The organism is Virgibacillus tibetensis, from assembly GCF_036026595.1.
GTDB lineage: Bacteria > Bacillota > Bacilli > Bacillales > Amphibacillaceae > Virgibacillus_P > Virgibacillus_P tibetensis.
The window spans coordinates 43419-58839 of record NZ_JARZFX010000012.1; the positions used below are offsets into that span (position 1 = coordinate 43419).

General features: G+C 35.0%; 16 protein-coding genes and 1 pseudogene. 12 read left to right on the plus strand and 5 right to left on the minus strand.

Annotation, left to right across the window (positions count from 1 at the left end):
* Positions 1–44 precede the first annotated feature (44 nt).
* Positions 45–1040: a LacI family DNA-binding transcriptional regulator gene (locus tag QGM71_RS17320; protein WP_327608826.1), complete on the plus strand. Its 996-nt coding sequence runs from the start codon at positions 45–47 to the stop codon at positions 1038–1040.
* Positions 1033–1914: a ribokinase gene (gene rbsK / locus QGM71_RS17325; RefSeq protein ID WP_327608827.1), complete on the plus strand. Its 882-nt coding sequence runs from the start codon at positions 1033–1035 to the stop codon at positions 1912–1914. The genes QGM71_RS17320 and rbsK overlap by 8 nt, the downstream gene beginning before the upstream one ends.
* 71 nt (positions 1915–1985) lie before the next feature.
* Here rbsK and QGM71_RS17330 read toward each other — a convergent pair whose 3' ends face one another.
* Positions 1986–3224: a S8 family peptidase gene (locus QGM71_RS17330; RefSeq protein WP_327608828.1), complete on the minus strand. Its 1239-nt coding sequence runs from the start codon at positions 3222–3224 to the stop codon at positions 1986–1988.
* Positions 3225–3567: 343 nt separating this feature from the next.
* Between QGM71_RS17330 and QGM71_RS17335 the strand changes: the two genes are divergently transcribed.
* Complete coding sequence (locus QGM71_RS17335) at positions 3568–4845, plus strand: tetratricopeptide repeat protein (RefSeq protein WP_327608829.1); 1278 nt, start codon at positions 3568–3570, stop codon at positions 4843–4845.
* Positions 4846–4856: 11 nt separating this feature from the next.
* Positions 4857–4994 carry a hypothetical protein gene (locus QGM71_RS17340; RefSeq protein ID WP_327608830.1) on the plus strand — a complete coding sequence of 46 codons (138 nt, stop codon included), beginning with the start codon at positions 4857–4859 and terminating at the stop codon, positions 4992–4994.
* Between the two features lie 338 nt (positions 4995–5332).
* Here the strand turns inward: QGM71_RS17340 and QGM71_RS17345 are convergent, their stop codons facing one another.
* The 3 genes from QGM71_RS17345 to QGM71_RS17355 form a co-directional block, all read right to left on the minus strand.
* Entirely contained in the window at positions 5333–6160 is an 828-nt protein-coding gene (locus QGM71_RS17345) for a dihydrodipicolinate synthase family protein (RefSeq protein ID WP_327608831.1), read from the minus strand.
* Between the two features lie 352 nt (positions 6161–6512).
* Complete coding sequence (locus tag QGM71_RS17350; RefSeq protein WP_327608832.1) at positions 6513–6833, minus strand: hypothetical protein; 321 nt, start codon at positions 6831–6833, stop codon at positions 6513–6515.
* A gap of 135 nt (positions 6834–6968) precedes the next feature.
* Entirely contained in the window at positions 6969–7358 is a 390-nt protein-coding gene (locus QGM71_RS17355; RefSeq protein WP_327608833.1) for a VOC family protein, read from the minus strand.
* A gap of 393 nt (positions 7359–7751) precedes the next feature.
* Here QGM71_RS17355 and QGM71_RS17360 point away from each other — a divergent pair, with 393 nt between their 5' ends.
* The 5 genes from QGM71_RS17360 to QGM71_RS17380 all read left to right on the plus strand — a co-directional run bounded on the left by QGM71_RS17360 (position 7752) and on the right by QGM71_RS17380 (position 11520).
* Complete coding sequence (locus tag QGM71_RS17360; protein ID WP_327608834.1) at positions 7752–8366, plus strand: dihydrofolate reductase family protein; 615 nt, start codon at positions 7752–7754, stop codon at positions 8364–8366.
* A 248-nt stretch (positions 8367–8614) separates the two neighbouring features.
* Positions 8615–9169 carry an alpha/beta hydrolase gene (locus QGM71_RS17365; protein ID WP_327608835.1) on the plus strand — a complete coding sequence of 185 codons (555 nt, stop codon included), beginning with the start codon at positions 8615–8617 and terminating at the stop codon, positions 9167–9169.
* Between the two features lie 289 nt (positions 9170–9458).
* Positions 9459–9779, plus strand: a complete 321-nt coding sequence (locus tag QGM71_RS17370; protein ID WP_327608836.1) for a DUF3139 domain-containing protein — start codon at positions 9459–9461, stop codon at positions 9777–9779.
* Positions 9780–10692: 913 nt separating this feature from the next.
* Positions 10693–11004: a TIGR04104 family putative zinc finger protein gene (locus QGM71_RS17375; RefSeq protein ID WP_327608837.1), complete on the plus strand. Its 312-nt coding sequence runs from the start codon at positions 10693–10695 to the stop codon at positions 11002–11004.
* Positions 11005–11163: 159 nt separating this feature from the next.
* Entirely contained in the window at positions 11164–11520 is a 357-nt protein-coding gene (locus tag QGM71_RS17380) for a cupin (RefSeq protein WP_327608838.1), read from the plus strand.
* Positions 11521–11543: 23 nt separating this feature from the next.
* Here QGM71_RS17380 and QGM71_RS17385 read toward each other — a convergent pair.
* Positions 11544–11660 (minus strand): annotated as a pseudogene (locus QGM71_RS17385) (DEAD/DEAH box helicase family protein); the annotation flags it as partial.
* 425 nt (positions 11661–12085) lie between these two features.
* Between QGM71_RS17385 and QGM71_RS17390 the strand changes: the two are divergent.
* The 3 genes from QGM71_RS17390 to QGM71_RS17400 are packed head-to-tail and all read left to right on the plus strand — an operon-like array spanning position 12086 to position 15404.
* The gene (locus QGM71_RS17390; protein ID WP_327608839.1) at positions 12086–12652 is read left to right on the plus strand and encodes a restriction endonuclease subunit S; all 567 of its coding nucleotides are present in this window, start codon (positions 12086–12088) and stop codon (positions 12650–12652) included.
* Positions 12653–12673: 21 nt separating this feature from the next.
* A complete protein-coding gene (locus QGM71_RS17395; RefSeq protein WP_327608840.1) occupies positions 12674–14266 on the plus strand; it encodes a type I restriction-modification system subunit M in 1593 nt (530 codons plus the stop codon).
* Positions 14256–15404, plus strand: a complete 1149-nt coding sequence (locus tag QGM71_RS17400) for a restriction endonuclease subunit S (RefSeq protein ID WP_327608841.1) — start codon at positions 14256–14258, stop codon at positions 15402–15404. Before QGM71_RS17395 ends, QGM71_RS17400 begins: the two co-directional genes overlap by 11 nt.
* Positions 15405–15421: the final 17 nt, after the last annotated feature.

Sequence of the window (15421 nt, forward strand, 5' to 3'; positions counted from 1 at the left end):
ATAGTAATTTTAAATACATTGTATCTTAAGGTGGATAAACTAAAATGGTGAGTATTAAAGATGTTGCAAAATATGCAAATGTATCTGTTGCTACAGTTTCAAGAGTTTTAAATAATAAAGACACTGTTAGTGAAGGGACAGAGAAAATAGTAAAAGAAGCAATTGAGGCTTTAAATTATCGTCCCAATTTAGTTGCTAGAACGTTATATAAAAAAAGATCAAGCATGATTGGACTGATTTTACCTGATATTACTAACCCGTTTTTCCCAGCTTTAGCACGAGCTATAGAAGATAAAGCACTATCTTACGGGTTCACAGTAATACTGTGTAATGCGGATGGCAATGCAAAAAAAGAAATGGATTATATAAAGTCATTAGAACAAAAATATATCGATGGTTTTATAATATCTACAAGTCAATTAGAGGTAGAAAACTATGATCAGTTTGATTTTCCAGTGGTTGCTTTAGATAGATTTATAAAAAATGAAATACCTACTGTAATGGCCAACAATGAGGAAGGGGCATTTAAAGCAACAAAACATCTCATGGAGGTAAATTGCAAATTAATTGCACATGTGCGAGGTCCAAGTGGAGTTGGTCCTGCTGATGACCGGGAAAAAGGATTTTTGAAAGCGGTTAAAGAGTCTACTATTAAATATACAATAGTAGAAACAGACTATGATCTTTATACTGCTGAAAAGGTTGCTTATCAATTACTTCAAAATAATCCAGAGATTGATGGAATATTTGCCGGTAGTGATTTAATTGCTGCTGGAGTGATGCGAGCAGCTAACCATGTGGGGTTATTAATCCCACATGATCTTCAGATTGTAGGCTTCGACGGAATACAGTTGGGTAAAATGCTGTCACCATCTTTAACTACCATTGAGCAGCCAATATATGAGATGGGTGCAATGGCGGTGGAATTATTATACAAACAAATAGAAAAACTAGATTTAGAGAAATTACACTATAAATTCTCAACTAAATTAATTAAGGGAGAAACTACGAAAAACACAAGGGGGTTTATAAATGAATAGCCCTATTATTACGGTAATTGGAAGTATAAATACAGATATGGTAACAGTTACTGAAAGCTTGCCAAACCAAGGGGAAACAGTTATAGGTGACCAATTTAAGATGAAGCCTGGAGGAAAAGGAGCTAATCAAGCTGTAGCAGCAGCCCGCTTAGGTGCTAACGTACAAATGATTGGCAAAGTAGGGCAAGATCAAAATGGCGCTGATATGCTAAAAGCGTTAAAGAAGGAAAATGTGTCTATCCGTATGGTGGAGACGGCTCCTAAAATTAATACAGGTATTGCAAACATTATACTTAGCAATAATGATAATCGGATCATTATTGTTCCGGGTGCTAATGATAAAGTGACTCCAGAATATGTTAGTCAATTTAAAGAAGACATACGAAATAGCGATCTTGTCCTAATACAATTTGAAATTCCAGTGGATACCATTATATATTGTCTTGACCTATGTAATGAATATAATATTCCAATTATAGTAAATCCAGCTCCGGCCAAAAAAATCGCATCTGATTACTGGTCTAAGGCAACGTATATAACACCAAACGAAAGTGAATATACGCAGTTATTTGACTTTAAGGATAGGAGCTCTGGTTTTAATGATAAATTAATTGTAACTAAAGGAGCGCATGGTGTTTCCTATAGCATGAATGACGAGTATATGACCTTACCTGCCTATTCAGTTAATGCTGTAGATACTACTGGTGCGGGGGACACTTTTAATGGGGCACTAGCCGTTGCACTTTCTGAAAAAAAACCTATCTCTACCTCTATAAAATTTGCGAATGCAGCATCAGCCTTATCGATTCAAAAGTTTGGTGCTCAGGATGGTATGCCTACCCGAACAGAGGTGGAATCTTTTCTAAGAAAATAGGAGCATGGGAACGTTCTCATGCTTCAGTTTGATTCTGAAGCATGACAGACGTCCCAATAGCTTCCACGTGACTAGTTTACGGTTGGGAATCCAAAGCCAGATGCGTAGTCATCACCTGTCGATGCACCAGATCCACCTAAGATATCATTGTTTTCTGCACGGTTTTGAAGCTCAGTACGGACCTGTTCAGCAGTATAGTTTGGGTTTGCATCCCATATTTTTGCTGCCAATCCAGATACGTGAGGCGTGGCCATCGATGTACCACTAATCGTATTATACGATCCGTCATACCATGTCGATTCAATGTTACGACCTGGAGCCGAAACTTCTATATCACGTACATCGATGACATAATCCCCAGCCGTGTCTGGATTACCGCGGGATGAGAAGTCTGCTACACGATATGTTCCGTTTTCCTGTACATCTTCAAGAGCAGCCACCGCAACAACTCTTGTTAGTGCTGCTGGGTATCCAATTGTATCAGCAGTCGGACCGGAGTTTCCTGCTGCTGCCACTATTAATACATCGTTGTTATAAGCATAAGTTACAGCATCTGTAATGAGAGAAGATTCAGAACTGGATCCTAACGACATGGATATAACTGCGTTTACATTTAAACGATTGGCTTCGTCTGCAACATGTCGGATTGCTGCTGCAATATCATCTGAATAACCGGATCCACGGTTATTTAGCACTTTATAACCCCATAACTTCGCATCAGGAGCTACTCCATATATACCACTACCCGAACCACCATCAGCAAGGACTGTTCCCGACACATGTGTACCATGACCGTTTTTGTCTTCACAGGCGCCCTCAATTAGATTTGATTTTCTATGGCTAAAGTCTTTACATTGCTCTATGTTACTCGACAAATCGGCGTGATCTTTATTTACTCCAGTATCAAGAACAGCTACTCTAACTCCACTTCCGCCAGAAGTAGAACTAATTGCATCGTCTTGATAAATTGCCTCTATTCCCCATGGAGTTTGATCGTTAGGTGCAGTTGATTCATTCGATCCAGGCTTCGCATCCAAGAAAACTTTGTCAACGAGTTCTACGCTTAGATTCTTATTTTTTTGAAGTGCATGGTACTGGGCTGTGGTAACATCTGTTGTAAATCCTTGCTGATTAAAATCCCAACGCATCCCATAATTCTGTTTTGCACGCTCTTGTGCATTTTCATTGGTGGAGGTAATCAGAACACGTAACTTTGTTGAATTCTCAGCTGCATCAACCTGTGAGGTAAAAGAAGGTACAATAAGAATAACAATCATTAACATTAACCCAATTAACTTTAAACTTTTCATCTGCCAATCCTCTCCTTATTAATAAATTTTTTCTACTCAGTAGTAAAGAGTAAAATTGCGAATATACTATTTATCTGAATATTCTACACTAACACTAACACAAAACGCATAAGTCTGGTATTGAGAAAATATGCCGCAGAAAGTAGTTTAATAGATTGTTATTTATCGATTTTTTTCAATAAATGAAGAAGTTGTAGTAGCAAATTAATAATAATGGGCATTTTTATCCATTCATAAATTATCTAAAAAGTGGTAATATATAAAAAATAACATTTTTAAATAATAATCGATTATATAATGATTGGATCTACAAGGGCTATTTTTAACAAAAAGGGGCATTGAAGTGGATATAATAGAGGATTATCCTGTAATTGACTATGGAAAACTAATTTATCACTATAGAGTAAATACCGGGACTACCCAACATAAACTCGCTTCAGGGATTTGCTCCATTCCTTATTTAAGTAAATTAGAAAATAGTAAGCTTGATAATGCTAATGCTGAAACAGTAACTCTATTAATGAAACGATTACAAGTAGATTTACAATCCTTGGAGAAATACAGACGTGAAACAAAAGACCTGCTAGAAGAATGGTTCAAGTCTATTAAATTCAAAAATATCAATAAAGCAAAGGAAGCTTACATACAATTAGAAGAAATTTTTTCTGGAGAAGTCCAAGTAATAACATTGAAATACTGGTTCGAATTAATCAAAATTAGATATCTCCTATTAATAAATGATTTGGATCAGGCAGAAGTACTTATAAATCAAATTAGCGAATACGAAAAAAACTTTTCAGATGAACAGTCTGGTTACTTCTTATACTTTAAAGGCATATTTCAGTGTGTTGGAAAAAACCACAATACTGGCTTAGCCCTACTTAGTGAAGCAGAGGCAAAATTTACACACCTGAAAATTTCCAATGAAGAGTTGTTTTACCACTTAGCCCTCACACACAGTCATGTAAGCAATGTAACGTTAGCTATTTATTATGGGGAAAAGGCTATGGAGTTATTTAATAGAATGGCATATTACCCTCGAAGTATTGATTGTCAGCTGATACTGGCAATTAATTACACAAGGGTACAAAAGTTCCAAGTGGCTAAAGAATATTATACGAACTTACTGGAAATTTCTAAGTCATCTGGAGACCTCGGTCTAACCGGTAAAGTACTAAATAACCTTGGCTATCTATATTCTCAAGAAGGAGATATTGACCAATCCATTGCGTATTACTTAGAAAGCTTAAACTATAAACATCCCACAGAAGCTAATTATGGCAATACTGTTTATGGTCTGGTGGAAGGGTATTTAAGCAAGAATGAAAGTGAAAATGCTTTAAAAACGATAAATGAGGGCCTTTCAAAAATACATCCAAAAGACGTTACCAACAAGTTAAAGTTAACTATTAAAAATTTGGAAATCAGGGAGGATGATAGACTTAAAGAATATCTCAAAGATGAAGCCGTTCCTTTCTTTAAATCGAAAGAAGATAATATAAATTTATGTGAAACTTACGAGGGACTGGCTGACATATATTCTAAGAACTTTCAATATAAGAAATCCAGCTACTACTATTCATTGTCCATTGAATTACGAAAAAAATTAATGAACAGATAGGAGGGAATAGGATGAAGAAAATGGTGAATATTATGGTGGTGTCAACACTCTTGATGGGAAGTTATTTTTTACTAGAGAAGTCGAATGATATGATTTTTTATGGAACAATTGTAATTGAAGCAAATAATGAAGATCACCCTGAATATTAACTAGTAGGATGAAGCTCCAGAAAAGTCATTAACAATAACACCAAACGTATGGTCAGGTAAAAGGCGCGCTTTCATTGACGTAAGAAGACCCGATACTATAGGGAAAATGTAAAGTGTAATTATTACACTAAACGCACTATAGCAAGCACAACTAATAGTAATTAAAAACGCTTGGACATTTTTTCAAATGTTCAAGCATTTTTTTATATTGTCTGGTTCAACTAAGTACCAGTTGAAAAACATTGGGTGGGAAAATTAATAATGTAACGTAAATCGAAACCCTCATATTACTAGATGAGATTAACATCCTTGTAATCAGTCTGAAATATACTATCTAATTAAATATTTCCTATTGGACTCCTGCAAATCCCCATTGGAATACCCTTATGATTAATGTTTTTTTTCAGATTCACAATAGCGTTTCCTTGATAAACTTGTTCCATAATATATTCTATTTTTTCGCTTTCTTGTTTACTTAATTTTTGCTTCATAAGCATTTTTTGGAACCATTGACTAATTTCCGTCGAGGAAACATTCCCAGCTATGGAAGAGAGACGATCATATCCATATGATACTTTTTCTTCTAAATCCACTTCTCCACCAGCATAAAAATATAAATCGTTTTTATGCATACCGCTTTTTATTCTTTCAACTTTTTCTTTGTTGCCAGCATCTTTTATTCCAACCACTAAGTCTATCTTACTTAATTGAATAATACTTTGTTCTGATAATTCAAATCCAGTTCTTTTTGGATTGTTATATAAAATTGTAGGTTTATTGCTAAGGTGTATAATCCTCTTTGTATAAGCGAATGCTTCTTCTTGTGTCGGTATAACATACGGTGAATACCCAAGCATGATACCTGAAATTTTTGTATGTCGAATCTTTTCAGCTAATTCCTCTGCCTCTTTCTGTCTAATTGAAGCCACACCAAATAAAATTTCCATATTATTAATGAGTTCTTCTTCCAGTTCTAAACCGCTTATTATTTCAAATTTCTCTTGGAGGTTTAGACTATGCTGTTCTCCAGTAGTTCCAGAGACAAGAACAGATTTTACTCCTTGTTTATACAGGTCTCTTATATGGCTTATTGTCCCTTGAACATTTAAAGATTCATCTTCAAAAAAAGCGGTTGGAACGGCAATATGAACTTTTTCTGTTAGCATTTTGTAATCCCCCTATTCCTTTTTATCTACTTTTTATCTACTTAAACCAGTTAGTTTAAGAACAATCCCCGCAAACTCTACATTTATTTTATCATAAAATTTAAATTATCTACTTGATTTATAAAAATCAACATAGCAAATAGCCCATACCAATTAACAAAAATTAGCATGTTGGCAATAGTTGTTGTTATTAGGTTATTTGGGTTACAGTGTTGAATCCTAATTCAAATGTTAGTATCCAATAATTGTTGATATATAAGGGAGAAAGAAGAGACAAAGTCATTTATGCGATTTGGTCTGCTAATTAGTTTGCTATTACGTATGTTTCTCCACCAAAACGGAACTACTTAGCCTAAAAATTACGTTTTTCCTGTCTTTCAATAAAGTCTTCTTCACTTATCTCACTCTTATCAGTTAATAAAAGCGATTGGAATCCTTTAAACAGGTCTTGAATTTCTTCTTGTTCATTTATAATTTTTATACTTTTGTTATATTCTTCCTCATCTTTATATCTTGTAATCTCTAACCATTTTGTATCATCATTTTTGCTATTAAAATACATAGTATGAAAATCTATATACTTGCAATAAATTTTTGATACCTTATCTTGAATAGATAAATATTCATCTACTTTATTCTCTTTTATGTGGTACTGATAAATCTTTACAAACATCATTTCACCCCCCAAATTCTTTAACTTCTTTACTTTTATTATTCCTGCTCCTTTATTTCAACAAGTTCAATAAAAAAGGGGCATTCATACTCCTTAAGAAATGACCCCCTATCATAAAAATTATAAATTTTATTTCTAATTACCAACAATAGTTTTAATACGTTCTTCTTGTTCTGTTTTATTCAAATACTCAAAGAAACCAAGGCGATTACCCCAAGGGTCTATAAATGTACCCCATTTTACTGGAACTTGATCCCTTGAATATATGTCAAAATTATCAATATTTAAATCTCTAACAAGTCTCTCTCTTTCACCTTCTATATCGGTTACACCTAACCGTAAAGTACCACTAGCTTCAGACGGCGTACCTTCTGCAACCTGTAACCAACAACCAGAAATAATTTCCCATTCAGCAAAACCTTCGTGGGGTATAAAATCCGGTTCCCTATTAAATAAGGTTTGATACCACTTTTTTCCTTTTCTAATGTCTTGAACACGAACTTGAATAGTCATTTCAAAAATCAATTTTAATTCCTCCAAACATTTCTTTTCTTATATGAAATTTAATGATAATAGCTAAAATTGCTTCTTTACTAAACTGAAAGTTTGGTACAAATGTTACAATATATATATTTATATTTTAACATAAAATTTTCCATTTACCTTCAAAAAAATGGCTCGATCTAGGGAAACGAGTTATCTTATCTTAGGTATATTATTTTGGGTTCTTGACAAGGAGACTCTGTGGTAATGATTTTAGACAATGAATAGCAGCTTTATAGAGATCAATAGTACTAGTTCTCTTCATGGTAGGGGTGGGAAAAAACGATGTCCTAAGTGGATTAATTTCATGGCACAGGTGGTTGAATTCATTGGCAATATTCAAGTAAGCTAAAAGAAACAATTAGAAAGAAGAGGATGCTAGTGGGAAAAGTTATTCTAGACATATCAATGTCATTGGACGGCTTTATCGCCGGCCCGAACGATAATCAGAAGCAGGGACTAGGTGAGGGAGGCGAGACGCTTCACGATTGGCTATTTAGCGGAGATATACCTAGTAAATTTAATACGTTTTTCAAGTTATCCAGTACGAATAGGAAGATGTTTGATGAAGCAAGTGAATCTACAGGAGCTATGGTGGTTGGGAGAAGAACATTCGATCTTGTAAATGGTTGGGGTGGTAGTCACCCAATTCCAGGTGTTCCGGTCTTTGTTGTCACTCACTCTGTTCCAGAAAAAATTATGGAAGGGTCTACACAATTTACGTTTGTGACAGATGGTATTAGCTCTGCCATAAAGAAGGCGAAATTGGCTGCAGGGACCAAAAATGTCAGTGTAGGGACTGCGAATGTTGCTCAACAGTGTATTAAGGCCAACCTTGTCGACGAAATTCTGATTCACTTAGTACCCGTTCTACTTGGTAGGGGCATCCGATTGTTTGATCATATTGGTACAGAAAAAATTCAACTGGAGAAAATAAAAGTGACGGAGGTCTCTGATGTAACCCATCTTAGATATCGAATTTTAAAGTAATAGTAATACATTGGAAGTATTGTTATTCAAGAAAAGGGTGCCAATCCGAAATAAGCAACTGAAGGATCAATTGATTCGTCTTCAACAAATTCCCGCTGAAGTTAAATCAAACTTTGCTAAACACTATATGGTATGTGAACCATTTGGGGAATTAGTGAGTTTAACCATACTGCATGAAGGTATAAAATATAAATCGATGGACATTCAACCGAAGTGATACGAATAGAACCAGACGGGAGTATACAATTATGACGAAGAAACAAGTATTATTCATTCATAGTGCTGGAGCTCAAGAATTTCACCAAGGAAGTAATGAGTTGGCAGCATATGTACAAAAGGCTCTCGGTGCTGAATATAATTTGTTGTATCCGAAAATGCCCAATCCGGAAAATCCTGAATATACGCTGTGGAAAGTTCAGCTTGAAAAAGAACTCACAGCATTAGAAGGTGAGGTGGTTCTCATCGGTCATTCTTTAGGCTGTTCAGTCCTGTTAAAATATCTTTCAGAAGAACCTTGCCAACTATCAATCTCCGGAATATTTATGATTGCAGCACCTTACTGGGGCAAAGACAAAGATTGGCAGAACAAAGAATACACGCTGCCATATAATTTTGTTTCGAGTCTCCTCCAGACATCTAAGGTGTTCTTTTACCACAGTCGTACCGATGAAATAGTGCCTTTTGCACACCTGGGTCATTACTCACGGAGGTTTCCACAAGCAATTACCCGCGCACTCGATGGTGATGAACACTATTTCAGTAATGGGTTGCCAGAACTTGTCGACGATATCAAAGATTTGTAATTCGTAGTGTATAGTGGGACGATCTGCAACAATCGGGCGCAAACCCGGAATAAAAAGCAGAAGTCTTGCGTATAAGGACCAGTAAATGGAATGAAAAAGCGTCATTCGACAGCGAGTTTGGTTTTGCAAGGGTATACCCAGACTTGCTTTGGAGGCTTATTTTAACCATCAAATAAGAAGGGCGCAATATTAATGGAGCCAGTAGCGAGTCTAAATGTAGAATTTTTGCTTGGATATGTAAAGCTACTATGTTTATATTTTTACAAAAGCAAATAAGGAGGTGTATTTTATGATCGTTGTGAAGTGGATCTTTGTTATAATACTTTTTTTAATCATAATTACTCCTATTTCCGCCTACGGTTACTACCAATATCAAAACAATAACTTAGAAAAAGATACATATACCTATCTTACAGAAAAGGGGTATAATGATGACGATATACTTAGTATCGAGACTAAACTTGAAAAGTTATCATTGTTTACTGCTGAAGTAATTTTTACAAATGAGCCCAATGTTACTTACCAGTATAAAAAGGACAATAAACAGATAATTCAAATTGGCCCTGTTCGTGAACAAGAGGCAGATTATGAATATAAACATATAGAATAATATATTTCATGTATACTTCTGTCAATAAGGTAGCCCTCTAAATATCAGGGTCACCTTTTTTCAATATTAAGTGTCATTGGACTTAGAAGTTTTGAACCTAAATTAAAATCCCGTAAAATAGCAATATTGAGAGGTGTCATAACTAAGCACCATAAGTGTAGTGGGATTTTTATGAAATATGGCTATGCCAGGCTGTCGACTGTTCACCAAGATTGAAGGACAATTGGAACAACTCACCAAGGAAGGCTACAATATTATGCATTAGGAGAAATATACAGGGACTAAAAAGAACGCCCTGAATTTGGTAAGCTACGTTAACTGAGGATTAAAATAAAAGATCTTTTTAAAAAAAGGTGTAAAAGTGCATGTTTTGAATACGGGTCTTGTGAAGATAAACCTAAGAAGGAAGCACTATTAATGGACAACTCAAAATTAATATACCTCAAAATGAATTGGATTCATGAACAGGTACCCCGTCTTCCCAACCAGCGTTCTTTGGATCAGGGGTTATACGCGCCATCGAAAGTCTAAGTTTAAGATCGTCATTAACCCATGTATGCGTGTTATCAGCGAAGATCAATCGACATATGGAACTAAGAGATTAACTACAGGAATAGGAGACGTTTGTTTTAAAAATGTTGATATACCAAAATTTAAAAGTGTCCTATGTCTCCTTTGTTCTTCGGTTGGAATCATAAGACTATTTCTGTCGTTAATTTCGACTATTTTAAATGTAAGTGCAGTCAGAAAAGATGTAAGAACAATGACGACAACCAAAACGCTAAATAGCTGATGTTCCTTTTCTTTAAAAGAGTAGTATTGGCAAGCAATTCATTATGGAATTGGGTGCGAGAATGGAATAAGAGTCGGCGTATGTCTTACGTATAAGGGCTATTTTGGAAGGAGAGATTAAATGCCTACTTGCCAGAATTGCAACAATAAGTGGAGTTGGAAACAAACTATCAAAAAAACCACTACTTTGGATCCTGCAATGACTTGCCCTTATTGCGGGGAAGAGCAATATCAAACACAAAAATCAAAAATGAAAAATAGCTCATTAAACTTGATTATCTTACTACCACTTCTTATCAGCATTTTCTTTAGTATTCCGGGAGTTATTTTGCTGAGCGTATTTCCTGTTTTATTCCTCTTAGTAATGTTACTTTACCCGTTTTTGGTGGAGATAAGCAGCAAGGAAGAGTATAGTAACTTTTTTAAGACATAAGCATTTTAAAAAAATATTCCAGAATCGGGAGTTATTCTTTAAAAAGGATTGCGTCCGTTTTTATATTTGAGAACTATTTCCGGGAACAAAGGAATGAATTTCAAAGAAGGCAATAGAATTAATTAAGGAAGATTTGTTACGTGAAAAGGGGGATTTGTATTGGAGATTTATAATTTTGATAGAGATAATGGTAAGAAGATAACGAAATTTAATTCGGACTTTGTAATGTCTCATATTATTCAGACTGATAAGGCAACTACTATTGGGTGTATATACTTAGAGGAAAACGGTATTATTGGTTATCATAAAGCTGTGGTACCTCAACTTCTTTTAATTATGAATGGTGAAGGACATGTAAGAGGTGAAAAAGAGGAATATTACCAAGTGGGAACTGGTGATGCAGTATTTTGGAACAAAGACGAATGGCACGAAACAAAAACAAGTGTTGGGTTAACTGCTATTGTCATAGAAAGTGAAGTGTTAAATCCATCATCAATTATGACTTTAAAGAAATAGATGTCATTTCCAGGGGTTGCTGTTAATCCTAAAAGGAACGTTGGCTGAAAATAATCGATTACCTTCTGATAGCTTTTGGCTGTAGCACGGTGAAATTCATCAACAATAACCTCTTCCGGATCACAATTTATGTAGTTGATCCTGGGTGCTTAGTGTAAAAGTGGCTACGAACAGCATATCGTGTTTCGAGTCTTTTTCCAAGAACCTGTTCAAAGTTTTTCTTAGGCCTGCTTAAGAATCACCTCGCGATGGGCGATAAATAATATTCTTTTGAATCGTTGAGCGAAAAATACTGCCAAATTAGTCTTTCCAAGTCTGTTGTCATTACGACAATTGTTTTATTGTAGTCCTCTTCCATGGTGTCATCCAATTCTTGTAATGCAGCCAATTGTGCAGGACGATCAGCAGTCCTTGATTAAAAAATAATAATATAAGATATACCTGTTAACATATATTATGTAATTTTAACGAATTACAATTTATCGTTGACGGGTTGTTTTATGCGTGATAAGATTAGAGTGCGTCAGAGTAATTTAAAAGAATTACACAATGGAAGGGGAGAGGCATGAAACTTGAAGAGTTTGTAAGCGTAAGAGTAGGAAGAAATATTTCCCGAATAAATGAAATACATAATCAAACTTTAGAAATATACTCATACGAGGATTTAACAGAAGATATAGATGGTTTATATCTTGATTCAAATTCTAGTCCATCTCATAAAAATGCTGAAAAAATTGATGTTCATGTAAGTGAAGTTGGCAATGTAGTATTTAGCTTTGTTAGTTCTAAAGCTGCAATCGTGAGTGAAAAGAACGCTGGAAAGATTATTAATCAAAACTTTGCTAAACTGATGATAGAAGATAAAAAATTGGATCCGAGCTATTTATGTTATGCACTAAATGAATCACAGTCCATGAAGAAACAAATGGCAATTTCCATGCAAGGTAGTACCATTCCAAAATTAACACCAGCGATATTAAAGTCTTTGGATATGAAGTTGCCAAGTGTAGAGAAGCAGCAAGTGATTGGAAAGGCTTATCTAGCGCTAAGGAAACGAATAGCTCTAGCGAAGAAACAAGCAGATTTGGAAGAACTGCTTTTTCTTGAAGTACTGAAAAAATTAGACGAATAAAAGAAAAGTGGGGAACTCAATATGTCAGAATTAAATTCAAAGTTATTTAGTGCTGCAGATAGTTTGCGCAGTAAAATGGATGCATCCGAATACAAAGATTATTTATTGGGATTAATTTTCTACAAGTATTTATCAGATAAATTACTAGTGAAAGTGATTGAGTTAGCTGATGAATCACTAGAAACGTATGACACACAACTAAAACAGACTGAATTATATCGGGAACTTCTTGCTGATGAAGATGTAAAAGATGATTTAGTAGAAATGTTAGTGGATACGCTAGGACATCATATCGAGCCAGATTACTTATTTAATGTGTTGGCTGATGAAGCCAAAAAAAACGTCTTTCAACTGAATGATTTAAATAAAGCGTTCGTAGGTTTATCTACGAGTTATGAGCAATTTAGTGGGCTATTTGATGATTTGGATTTAACTTCTAAAAAACTCGGGTCAGACGATCAACAACGTAATATCACAATATCTGATGTGTTGAAGAAGCTAAGTGAGATTGATGTCATGGGTCATGATGGGGATGTCATAGGTGACGCTTATGAATTTCTAATTGGAGAGTTTGCTTCTGAAGCTGGAAAGAAGGCAGGCGAATTTTATACGCCAAGTAAAGTATCAGATATGATGGCACAAATTGTTGCACTTGATCAAGAGGATAAAAAGTTATTCAGTGTCTATGACCCAACGATGGGTTCGGGTTCATTAATGCTTAATGTACGAAACTACCTGAACTATCCAGAAAGCGTGAAATATCACGGACAGGAACTAAATACAACAACATATAACTTAGCAAAGATGAACTTAATTTTGCACGGAGTTCGTAAAGAAGATATGCGTCTGCGTAATGGTGATACATTAAATAAAGATTGGCCGACAGATGAACCATATCTATTTGACTCTGTCTTAATGAATCCACCTTACTCTGCCAAATGGTCATCTGACGTGTCATTCTTAGATGATTCCCGATTTAACCGATATGGTAAATTAGCACCTAAATCAAAAGCAGACTTTGCATTTCTTTTACATGGATTCTATCACTTAAAAGGCTCTGGAAAAATGGCGATTATTTTACCACATGGTGTTTTATTCAGAGGAGCTGCGGAAGGTGTCATTCGTAAAAAGTTATTAGAAGATGGTAGTATTGATACGGTTATTGGCATGCCCACAAATCTATTCTTCGGGACATCGATTCCAACAACCATCATTATTTTAAAGAAAAATCGAGACAACCGTGATGTGTTCTTTATTGATGCAAGTAAAGAATTTGAAAAAGTAAAAAATCAGAATAAGTTAACGAAAGAACATGTTACAAAAATTGTAGAAACGTATAAAAACCGAAAAGACGTAGAGAAATTTGCGTATCTAGCAACCTTTGAAGAGATTGAAGAGAATGAATTTAATTTAAACATACCACGTTATGTGGATACGTTTGAAGAAGAAGAGCCGGTGGATATGGAAGAACTTGGTTCATCGATTCAAGAGATACGAAAAGAAAAAGCTGAATTAGAATCTAACATATATGAGACAATTTCTTCGCTACAATTTGATAAAGAAAATGAAGAGTGGATTAAGGGTGCATTAGAGGTGTTTAGGCATGGAGAATAAAAAGACACCCGAAATAAGGTTTACTGGGTTTACTATGGAGTGGGAAGAGCATAAGTTAGAGGAAATATTAAAGGTTAACTCCGGTAGGGACTATAAACATCTAAAAAAGGGAAATATTCCTGTCTATGGTACAGGAGGTTTTATGCTTAGTGTTAATGATAGTCTTTCCGATAAAGATGCTATTGGAATTGGAAGAAAAGGAACTATAGACAAACCTCAATTGTTGAAAGCGCCTTTTTGGACAGTGGATACATTGTTTTATATGACCACTAAGAAGAAAAATAATTTATTATTTTGTTTTTCATTGATTAATACAATTGACTTGAAAAAATATGATGAATCTACTGGGGTTCCAAGTTTATCTAAATCTAGTATTGATAAAATAATTATTAGTAAGCCAAAACTAGAAGAGCAATCAAAAATCGGCAACTTTTTCAAACAGCTTGATGACATTATCGTTCTCCAACAGCAAGAAATAGACACCCTCAAACAAATAAAACAGGGATTCTTGCAAAAAATGTTTCCAAAAGAAGGGAAGTCTGTGCCTGAAATCCGTTTTCCAGGGTTTATTAGAGATTGGAAACAGCGCAAGTTGGAAGAAGTTGCGGATATAATTGGTGGTGGAACTCCAAGTACGGGCAAAGGAGAATATTGGGACGGGGATATTGATTGGTATTCACCTGTCGAACTCAAAGAGAAGGTTTACGTTGATAACAGTCAAAAGAAAATCACAAAACTTGGTTTACAAAAAAGTTCTGCTAAGATTTTGCCGGTTGGTACTGTCTTATTTACTTCTCGTGCTGGTATTGGAAATACTGCTATTCTCGCTAAGGAAAGTGCAACAAACCAAGGATTTCAATCAATCGTACCACATAAAAATGAACTAGGTTCATACTTTATCTATTCAAGAACTCATGAATTAAAACGCTATGGGGAAACAAACGGGGCAGGTTCTACATTTGTGGAAGTGTCGGGAAAACAAATGTCTAAGATGCCGATGATGATTCCAACAATAGAAGAGCAGAACCAAATTGGTAACTTTTTTAGAAAAATTGATCAGACCATCACTCTACATCAGCAAGAACTAGAAACCCTAAAACAAACAAAAAAAGCTTTTTTACAAAAGATGTTTGTTTAAAAGATAGAAAAATAGAA

Coding starts and splice junctions, on each gene's coding strand:
- QGM71_RS17330 (WP_327608828.1), bottom strand. CDS start 3,224: ATGAAAAGTTTAAAGTTAATTGGGTTAATGTTAATGATTGTTATTCTT.
- QGM71_RS17395 (WP_327608840.1), top strand. CDS start 12,674: ATGTCAGAATTAAATTCAAAGTTATTTAGTGCTGCAGATAGTTTGCGC.
- QGM71_RS17320 (WP_327608826.1), top strand. CDS start 45: ATGGTGAGTATTAAAGATGTTGCAAAATATGCAAATGTATCTGTTGCT.
- QGM71_RS17400 (WP_327608841.1), top strand. CDS start 14,256: ATGGAGAATAAAAAGACACCCGAAATAAGGTTTACTGGGTTTACTATG.
- QGM71_RS17350 (WP_327608832.1), bottom strand. CDS start 6,833: ATGTTTGTAAAGATTTATCAGTACCACATAAAAGAGAATAAAGTAGAT.
- QGM71_RS17390 (WP_327608839.1), top strand. CDS start 12,086: ATGAAACTTGAAGAGTTTGTAAGCGTAAGAGTAGGAAGAAATATTTCC.
- QGM71_RS17365 (WP_327608835.1), top strand. CDS start 8,615: ATGACGAAGAAACAAGTATTATTCATTCATAGTGCTGGAGCTCAAGAA.
- QGM71_RS17370 (WP_327608836.1), top strand. CDS start 9,459: ATGATCGTTGTGAAGTGGATCTTTGTTATAATACTTTTTTTAATCATA.
- QGM71_RS17340 (WP_327608830.1), top strand. CDS start 4,857: ATGAAGAAAATGGTGAATATTATGGTGGTGTCAACACTCTTGATGGGA.
- QGM71_RS17360 (WP_327608834.1), top strand. CDS start 7,752: ATGCTAGTGGGAAAAGTTATTCTAGACATATCAATGTCATTGGACGGC.
- rbsK (WP_327608827.1), top strand. CDS start 1,033: ATGAATAGCCCTATTATTACGGTAATTGGAAGTATAAATACAGATATG.
- QGM71_RS17375 (WP_327608837.1), top strand. CDS start 10,693: ATGCCTACTTGCCAGAATTGCAACAATAAGTGGAGTTGGAAACAAACT.
- QGM71_RS17345 (WP_327608831.1), bottom strand. CDS start 6,160: ATGCTAACAGAAAAAGTTCATATTGCCGTTCCAACCGCTTTTTTTGAA.